Source organism: Streptomyces adelaidensis, from assembly GCF_016598475.1.
Taxonomy (GTDB): domain Bacteria; phylum Actinomycetota; class Actinomycetes; order Streptomycetales; family Streptomycetaceae; genus Streptomyces; species Streptomyces adelaidensis.
On sequence record NZ_JAEMUX010000159.1, the window covers coordinates 1 to 8,175 of the forward strand.

General features: G+C 68.3%; 9 protein-coding genes and 2 pseudogenes. 7 read left to right on the forward strand and 4 right to left on the reverse strand.

Annotation, left to right across the window (positions count from 1 at the left end):
• Positions 1-152 precede the first annotated feature (152 nt).
• The 3 genes from I8N67_RS40240 (at position 153) to I8N67_RS43545 (ending at position 2,601) form a co-directional block, all read left to right on the forward strand.
• Positions 153-350 (forward strand): hypothetical protein, encoded by a 198-nt coding sequence (locus I8N67_RS40240; RefSeq protein ID WP_200309266.1) that lies wholly within the window; start codon positions 153-155, stop codon positions 348-350.
• A 430-nt stretch (positions 351-780) separates the two neighbouring features.
• On the forward strand, positions 781-2,328 hold the full coding sequence (locus tag I8N67_RS40245) for a right-handed parallel beta-helix repeat-containing protein (protein ID WP_234047041.1): 1,548 nt from the start codon (positions 781-783) through the stop codon (positions 2,326-2,328).
• Positions 2,329-2,418: 90 nt separating this feature from the next.
• The gene (locus I8N67_RS43545; protein ID WP_234047042.1) at positions 2,419-2,601 is read left to right on the forward strand and encodes a hypothetical protein; all 183 of its coding nucleotides are present in this window, start codon (positions 2,419-2,421) and stop codon (positions 2,599-2,601) included.
• Here I8N67_RS43545 and I8N67_RS43550 read toward each other — a convergent pair.
• Positions 2,563-2,733: pseudogene (locus I8N67_RS43550) on the reverse strand (alpha/beta fold hydrolase); the annotation flags it as partial. The gene I8N67_RS43545 and the pseudogene I8N67_RS43550 overlap by 39 nt on opposite strands.
• 49 nt (positions 2,734-2,782) lie before the next feature.
• Positions 2,783-3,196 carry a VOC family protein gene (locus I8N67_RS40255; RefSeq protein WP_200309268.1) on the reverse strand — a complete coding sequence of 138 codons (414 nt, stop codon included), beginning with the start codon at positions 3,194-3,196 and terminating at the stop codon, positions 2,783-2,785.
• 277 nt (positions 3,197-3,473) lie between these two features.
• Between I8N67_RS40255 and I8N67_RS43555 the strand changes: the two are divergent.
• Both I8N67_RS43555 and I8N67_RS43560 read left to right on the forward strand, forming a co-directional pair.
• Positions 3,474-3,890: pseudogene (locus tag I8N67_RS43555) on the forward strand (IS110 family transposase); the annotation flags it as partial.
• A 322-nt stretch (positions 3,891-4,212) separates the two neighbouring features.
• Positions 4,213-4,689: a transposase gene (locus tag I8N67_RS43560; RefSeq protein WP_234047043.1), complete on the forward strand. Its 477-nt coding sequence runs from the start codon at positions 4,213-4,215 to the stop codon at positions 4,687-4,689.
• 21 nt (positions 4,690-4,710) lie between these two features.
• On the opposite strand, the gene I8N67_RS40270 is transcribed toward I8N67_RS43560, so the two are convergent.
• On the reverse strand, positions 4,711-4,962 hold the full coding sequence (locus I8N67_RS40270; RefSeq protein ID WP_200309269.1) for a DUF7660 family protein: 252 nt from the start codon (positions 4,960-4,962) through the stop codon (positions 4,711-4,713).
• A gap of 144 nt (positions 4,963-5,106) precedes the next feature.
• Here I8N67_RS40270 and I8N67_RS40275 point away from each other — a divergent pair, with 144 nt between their 5' ends.
• Positions 5,107-5,865, forward strand: coding sequence for a flavodoxin family protein (locus I8N67_RS40275; RefSeq protein ID WP_200309270.1), 759 nt, complete (start codon positions 5,107-5,109; stop codon positions 5,863-5,865).
• A 167-nt stretch (positions 5,866-6,032) separates the two neighbouring features.
• Entirely contained in the window at positions 6,033-7,400 is a 1,368-nt protein-coding gene (gene dacB, locus I8N67_RS40280) for a D-alanyl-D-alanine carboxypeptidase/D-alanyl-D-alanine endopeptidase (protein ID WP_200309271.1), read from the forward strand.
• Between the two features lie 85 nt (positions 7,401-7,485).
• Here the strand turns inward: dacB and I8N67_RS40285 are convergent, their stop codons facing one another.
• On the reverse strand, positions 7,486-7,935 hold the full coding sequence (locus I8N67_RS40285; protein WP_200309272.1) for a DUF5707 domain-containing protein: 450 nt from the start codon (positions 7,933-7,935) through the stop codon (positions 7,486-7,488).
• Positions 7,936-8,175 lie beyond the last annotated feature (240 nt).

The window sequence follows — 8,175 nt, forward strand, 5'->3', positions numbered from 1 at the left end:
TCGATACTTGGAGGGGAGGGGCGGCCCCCTCGGGGTGGAGCTAGCTGCACCCTCGATTGGATGGGGCTGCATGGTCTCGGGGCGTCGGTGGCGGCATCGTTGACTCAGGCGGATTCCACATGCGCAAGGCCCCCACCCGGAGGGAGACTCCCATGAAGCCGATGCTGCCTTCACAGTCGAGCACCACCGCGATCCCCGACGAGAGCGGCCTCGTCCCGCTGCTCGCCGCCTGGGATCTGGCCCACCCCACGGTCGCCGACCCCCACCCCGACTGGCGGCACCTTCTGGACGAGATGGCCCACCCGGGGACTACGCGGGCGTTTCACCGCCTGGCCGCGGCCGCGGCTTGATCTCGTACGTTCCGTCCGGCCCGCCCAGGCCGTCGACATCAACCGTTGCTGTGGCTCCAAGACGTGAGGGCCCCGGATCTCTCGGGGCCCTCACGCTTGTGGGGACCCGCCGGATGCGCTCGCTGTCGTTCACAGGCTCGGAAGAGTGCAGGCGCGCCGACACGACTTCGTGATCCCGAGTCCGCCTTCGATCGTCGCGCCAGTTGGCTCCTGAGCTGCGGCTAGGCCGAAGATCGACTCCGTCCATCTCCACACCCCGTAGTTCATCTATGTGAACAGATCCCACGTACCAGTCTATCGACGTGTTCAGGTCACCGCTCTGACACTCCTAGGGAAAGCGCTTTCTGACTCGCACCCTCTGGCAGACGAACCAAAACCGTCCTGGAGACCAACGATGCAAAGAACGCGAACGACGCAGTTGAGACCCGTCATGGCGTGCGTGAGCCTGGGCCTGGTGGCAGGCGCGCTGGTGGCGTGGTCCGGTACGGCGGCGCAGGCCGCGAGTGCTCGGTACGAGGCGGAGGCTTCGCCCGCTGTCTGCACCGGGACGATCGACTCCGACTGGACCGGATACTCGGGCAGCGGATTCTGCAACGGCGACAACGCCGTGGGCGCGTACGCCCAGTTCACCGTGACCGCACCCGCATCGGGCACGGCGACACTGTCCGTACGGTTCGCCAACGGCACCGCCGCCGCACGGGCCGCGAACGTCACCGTGAACGGCGCCACGGCCGCGACGGCGTCGTTCGAGAGCACGAGCACATGGACCGGGTGGACGACCAAGACGGTCACCGTGCCGGTGACGTCGGGCAGCAACGTCGTCCGGATCAGCCCCACTTCCGCGACCGGGCTGCCCAACATCGACTACCTCGACGCGACCGTGCCCGACGGCAGCACCACCCCGCCGTCGAGCTCCGCGCTCTACGTCTCGCCGACCGGGACGGACTCCGCGGCCGGTACGGTCTCGGCTCCCACCACCCTCACCTCGGCGATCAGCCGCATCACCGCCGGCGGGACGATCTACCTGCGCGGCGGCACGTACGCCCACTCCTCGACCGTCACCATCCCGGTCGGCAACAACGGGACCTCCAGCGCCCGTACGACCCTGTCCGCCTACCCCGGCGAGACCCCGGTCCTCAACTTCTCCGCGCAGAGCGAGAGTTCGTCGAACCGTGGACTTCAGCTGAACGGCTCGTACTGGCGGGTCAACGGCATCGTCGTCGAGCGGGCCGGTGACAACGGCATCTACGTCGGTGGCAGCAACAACGTCATCGAGCGGACCGTGACGCGGTTCAACCGGGACACGGGGCTTCAGCTGGGGCGGATCTCCTCCACCAGCCCCAGCAGTGAGTGGCCGGCGAACAACCTCATCCTCAGCGCCGAGTCGCACGACAACGCCGACTCCGACGGGGAGGACGCGGACGGGTTCGCGGCGAAGCTGACCACCGGGACCGGGAACGTGTTCCGGTACGCCGTGGCCCACAACAACATCGATGACGGATGGGATCTGTACACCAAGACGGACACCGGGGCCATCGGGCCGGTGACCGTCGAGGACTCGCTCGCCTACGAGAACGGCACCCTCAGCGACGGCTCGCAGGCCGGGAACGGGGACCGTAACGGCTACAAGCTCGGCGGCGACGACATCGCGGTGAACCATGTCGTCCGGCGGAGCATCGCCTACGACAACGGCAAACACGGTTTCACGTGGAACAGCAACCCGGGGACGATGGCGGTCTCGGGCAACGTGAGCATCGACAACACCGAGCGGAACTTCAACTTCGACGGTGGTACGTCGGTGTTCCGCGACAACACGTCGTGCCGGAGCGGTAGCGGTACGAACGACCGGATCATCGGGAACTCCGACACCTCCAACCAGTTCTGGTCCGGGACGAACGGGGCCCGGTGCTCGTCGTACTCCGGTGCGCTGGGCTGGTCCTTCGGCAGCGACGGCAGTCTCGACGTCACCTTCGGATGAGTCGACGAGTCGGATGAGTCGGATGTGATCGCCCCCCGCCCGGCTTCGGTTCGCCGTCACGGGCGGGGGTTCCCCTCGGGGGAGGCAGGGGTGGACGTGGAGGCCGCGTCCTCGATGGGCGAACTTCCGCGCGGTCTCCGTCATCAGCTGTTGTGGACCGGTGGCCAGGCCGAGGGTGGTCGAGGCGCCGAAGGAGTTGCCGGCGACGTACGCGGGGGCGAAGCCCAGGGCCTCCATCAGGGCCGCCAGGTCCTCCTCGTCCTCGTACCGTGAGCCCTGTCCCGGTGGACGTTCGCTGCGGCTGTGGCCGCGGCGGTCGTAGACCAGGACCCGGAAGCGTTCGGTGAGGGCGGGGAGGACCGGCAGCTCCTGGGGCGACACCCACAACTGGATCTTCTCGTCCACTTGGGCGGTGCCGGCTGGTGCTTGCGGATCCGGGTGAGGAGCCGCCTTCTCAGCCCTGCGGCTCGCTGATGTTCACCATCCAGGGGATGCCGAAGCGGTCCGTGCACATGCCGAAGACGTCGCCCCACATCTGTTTGTCGAGGGGGACGGAGACCGAGCCGCCCGCGGAGAGCTTCTCCCAGTAGCCGCGCAGCTCGGTGTCGTCGTCGCCGCTGAGGCTCACGGAGAAGTTGGTGCCGGGGGTGTGGTCCATGCCGGGCGGGGTGTCGGCGCCCATCAGGGTGAAGCCGCTCGGGGTTTCCAGCATGCCGTGCATGATCTTGTCGGATTCCGGGGCGCCCGCCTGGCCGGAGTCACCGAAGGTGTTCAGCGCCAGGTCGCCGCCGAAGACCTCCTTGTAGAACTCCATCGCCTGCCGGGCGTCGCCGTCGAAGCTGAGGTAGGGGTTGAGCCGCGAGACCATGAGAACCTCCCTGAAAATGGAGCAATCGGTCAGTTCTGCGGAGACTAGCCCGAGGCACTGACATTGATAGTGGTAAGCAGGTTCCGGTGGTCGTGACTCGGGCACTGACTGACGCCCTGCTGGGTTGTCCTCCCGTTGTTCTGTCCGGCCGCCGGGGCTTGTTCTCATGGCTTCGGCCGGGCGGAACATGACCAGGAGCTTGGTCAGAAGCCCCTTCAATGTCCTGTCTGCGCCACCCGGCCGACGCCTGCCTCCGGACTGGGAAGGCTTTACCAGCATGGCAGCAGTGACGGCACAGGACACAGCCGATGAGATCGTGTGCGGCGGGGTCGACTCCCACGCCGACACGGTTCACGTCGCGGTCATCAGCGACAACGGCGGTCACCTCGCGGACGCCGAGTTCGCCACCACCGCCGCGGGGTATGCCGCGGCGGTGGCCTTCCTTACCGCGCACGGACACGTGATCGCGATCGGCGTGGAAGGCACCGCCTCCTACGGGGCGGGCTTCACCCGGGCCGCCCGCTCGGCGGGCCTTCACGTGGTGGAGGTCAACCGGCCCGACCGGGCCGAGAGGCGCCGCATCGGCAAGTCCGATCCCATCGACGCCTACGCCGCTGCCCGGGCGGCCCTGTCCGGACGGGCCTCCGGCGCGCCCAAGGACGACACCGTCGCCGGGATACGTGCCCTGCACAACGCCGCCCGCTCCGCCGTCAAGGCCCGCACCGCGGCCCTGAACCAGATCGGGCACATCCTCATCAGCGCGCCCGAGGCCATCCGCGCCAAGTACGGCCGGCTGAAGGGAACAGAAGCGCACCGACACCCTGGCCCGGCTGCGGCCGGGCGGGGACGCGGTCCACACCGCGGTCCTCACCGCGCTCAAAAGCCTCGCCCGGCGGGTCAGAGAGCTGACCGCCGAGCACGAAGCCCTGACCCGGGCCCTGGACAGCGAGGTCACCGCCCACAACCCCGGCCTGCGGGCCGTCTACGGAGTCGGCCCCGACACCGCGGCCCAGCTGCTGGTCACCGCCGGCGGCAATCCCGAACGCATGCGGACCGAGGCTTCCTTCGCCGCCCTCTGCGGAGCCGCCCCGGTCCCCGCCTCCAGCGGCAGAACGAACCGGCACCGCCTCTCACGCGGCGGCGACCGGGCGGCCAACGCCGCCCTCTACCGCATCGCCCTGGTCCGCATGTCCAGCGACTCCCGCACCCGCGAATACGTAGCACGGCAGACCACCGCGGGCCGGACGAAGAAGGAGATCATCCGGCTGTTGAAACGGGCCATCGCCCGCGAGATGTTCCGCTGCCTGACCAGCACGGTGACCGTCCCCGGCATCGCCGACCTGCGGCCTCTGCGCCAGTCCAAGAACATCACGCTCACCGCGGCCGCCCGTCACTTCGGACTCTGGCCGACCACCATCTCCACCCTCGAACGCGGGATCCGCCGAGACGACGACCTCGCCCACACCTACCGCGAATGGCTCCACGCGGCCTGACCGTTCGACGCGAACACCACTTCACTCATAGACAGTGGCGGCCCGAAGCGCTCGGGCCAGGAAGTTCCAGTCCCCGCCTTCCGGGAGATCCTTCCCCACGTTCTGGTACCAGCCCGGCGAGTCATGCATCCATGCCGCAAGGGCCTCAAGGAAACCGTCGAGATTCTGGTTCTCCCATTCGTGTCCCCGACGGAGGTAGTCCTGACGCAGTTCTCGAACGAAGGAGACCAGTTCGTCGCGGCTGCGGACCTCGTCGTCGGGAGTCAGTGCCATGCAACGAAAGTACCTTGCGCCTCGTGCCTCAGAGCGCTTGACGAGCAATAGGAGCATCAACGGCACTCGGGACGGCTCGCGCGGGGCCGCCGGGCGGCGCGTCGTGCCGGGACAAAACGGCAGCCGGGCGGGACGCTGCCCGTCATGGATACCTCTGCGTCCTCCCCCACCCCTCCCTCCCGCACCCCTCCCGCCGCCCTCTATCGGTTCGACGACCTCACCGCCCTCTACGTGAACTGCACCCTCAAACCCTCCCCCCAGCTCAGCCACACCCAGGGGCTGATCGACAAGAGCCGGGCGGTCATGGAGGGGCGAGGGGTGGCCACGGAGGTGATCCGGGCGGTCGACCACGACATCGCCCCGGGCGTCTACCCCGACATGACCGAGCACGGCTTCGCCACCGACGCCTGGCCGCCGCTCCACGAGAAGGTGATGGCCGCCGACATCCTGGTGCTGTGCGGGCCGATCTGGCTGGGCGACAACAGCTCGGTGACGAAGAAGATGATCGAGCGGCTCTACGGCGGCTCCGGGCTGCTCAACGAGCAGGGGCAGTACGCCTATTACGGCCGGGTCGGCGGCTGTCTGATCACCGGTAACGAGGACGGTGTGAAGCACTGCGCGATGAATGTGCTGTACAGCCTCCAGCACCTCGGCTACACCGTGCCGCCCCAGGCGGACGCCGGCTGGATCGGTCCGGCGGGGCCGGGGCCGTCGTATCTGGACCCCGGTTCAGGCGGACCGGAGAACGACTTCACCAACCGCAACGCCACGTTCATGACCTGGAACCTGATGCATGTCGCCGCGCTGCTCAAGCGGTCCGGCGGCATTCCCGCCCATGGCAACCAGCGCTCGGCGTGGGACGCGGGCTGCCATCTCGACGCACCCAACCCGGACTACCGCTGATCCGCTCGCGGAGCGTGTTCGCTTAGCGTGTTCGCGGTCACAAAGGGAAGAGGGTGCGCCAACTCTTCACACAGTACCCATCAGTAGCAGGGGCCTCTGCTGTTACTTTCATTTTCAAGATTCTCCCCCCCCACATCCCCACTCACGAAACGCGTACCGAGGCCCCCATGCCGAGCTTTTCCCCCTCCTCCTCCCCCTCCTCCTCCGCCGTCCGCTCGGGCGGTCGTCACCGTAAGGCCAAGGCGCCGAACCCGGCGCTGCGCCGGGCGGCCGTGATCGCGGTGGTCGCCCCGGTCGCCGGGACGATCCTGGCCGGTCCGTCGGCCTTCGCCGCAGACAAGAACACCGCCGAGAACACGGCCAAGGCCGGGGCGACCGAACTGGACGCCGCCGAGCAGAAGATCGCGGACAACCTGAACACGCGCAGCCAGGACACGCGCCTCGGGAGCACGCTCAGCGGTGTCGTCATCGACGCCAAGTCAGACAAACTCGTCTGGGGGCACGACGCGTCGACCGCGTTGATGGCCGCGTCCAACACGAAGCTCGCGACCTCCACCGCCGCGCTGACGGTGCTCGGCCCGAACCACCGGATCACCACGAAGGTCGTGTACGGCGACGGCACGCTCACCCTCGTCGGCGGCGGCGACCGCACCCTGACGACGGACGACCTCGACGCACTCGCCAAGACCGCCGTCGCGGGGCTGAAGAACGCCGGGCTCACCTCGGTGAAGGTCCGTATCGACGACAGCCTCTTCCCGGAGCCCACGCTCGCCAACGGCTGGAACACCGGCTACTACCCGGACTCCGTCGCACCGGTACGCGCGCTGGTGGTCGACTCGCACAACGTCGAGGACACCTCCCTGGACGCCGGCGGCGTCTTCGCCGGGCTGCTCGCCGAGCGGGGCGTCACGGTCGACGGCGGCGTCACCCGCGGAGTGGTCGGCAAGGGGGACGTGCCCGTCGCCACGCACACGTCCGACAAGCTCTCCACCGTCGTGAAGCAGATGCTCAAGGTCAGCGACAACGACATCGCCGAGTCGCTGCTGCGGCTCACCGCGATCGGCGCCGGCCGCTCGGCCACCTTCGAGGACGGCACCGCCGTAGTCCGCGACGTCCTCACCCGGTACGGCATCTCGCTGGACAACTTCGAGATGTACGACGGCAGCGGGCTGTCCCGCGCGACCCGTATCCCGGCGCAGACCATGGCCGACATCGTCGACCTGGCCGCCGATCCGCGCCACAGCCAGACCCTGAAGTACATCATCGACGGGCTGCCCGTCTCGGGTGAGGCGGGTGCCACCCTCGGCCCCGAGTTCGGCCGGTTCGACACCGCCGACTCCAAGTGCGCCGTCGGCCAGGTCAAGGCCAAGACCGGCACTCTCACCGGCGCCGTCGCCCTCAGCGGTCTGACCAAGGCCCAGGACGGCAGCTGGAAGGTCTTCTCCTTCATCGAGAACGACTCCACCGCCGGCCCGTCCGACATCAAGGACGCCCTGGACGGCCTCGCCGCCACGGTCAACGGCTGCTGGGCCTGACGTAGGGGCGGCATGAAGTAGCCAGGGCGGGGACGGGTGGTGTTCAGACCCCACCCGTCCCCGCTGCCGAACCGCCGTGGCGAGGTCAGCCCGTGATCTCGAAGGTGGCGGCGGGGGACACGAACTCCGTGTCGCCGTCCTTGGCGGTCGCCAGCGCGGAGACGTACCAGGTGCCCTTGTCCAGGTCGGCCGCGTCGGCCTTGGTGACCGTCAGCTCGTAGGTGCAGCGGGACGTCTCGTCCGAGGTGCTGTCGCACTCGGCGCTGTCCACGTGCTCCATCTCCGCCTCGGTGGGGTCGAGCTTCGAACTCGCGGGCCAGGCGATGACCTTGAGGCTCTTGACGCCGGAGTCGTCGGACACGTTCGCGGTGAAGGTGAGCGAGCCGTCCTTGTCGCCGGACGGGGCGACGTAGCGGACCGAGCTGTCCTCCACGGCCGGCTTCGTGGCGGCGGAGGCCACGGCGAGGCCACCGGCGGCCACGCCGCCGAGGGCGAGGACACCGACGACGGACGACACGATGATGCGCTTGGACATGGGAAATCCCCCTGAGTAAAAAGGCCCTGAGTAAAAAGGCCCTGAGTAAAAAGGCATGGAAAGGAATGGAGAGGAATGCGACGGAATCGGGAATTGTTTTCCCGTTTCCGGTTCCGGTCGCCTTCTCGATGTGAATGAGCTTATGGCGATGGCTGATTGCCGGTCGTCGGGCTGAGGGACGATTGCCTCTATAACCCAGGTAAGACAGCGACCTCCGCCTTCCGCCGGACCCGGTCGCTC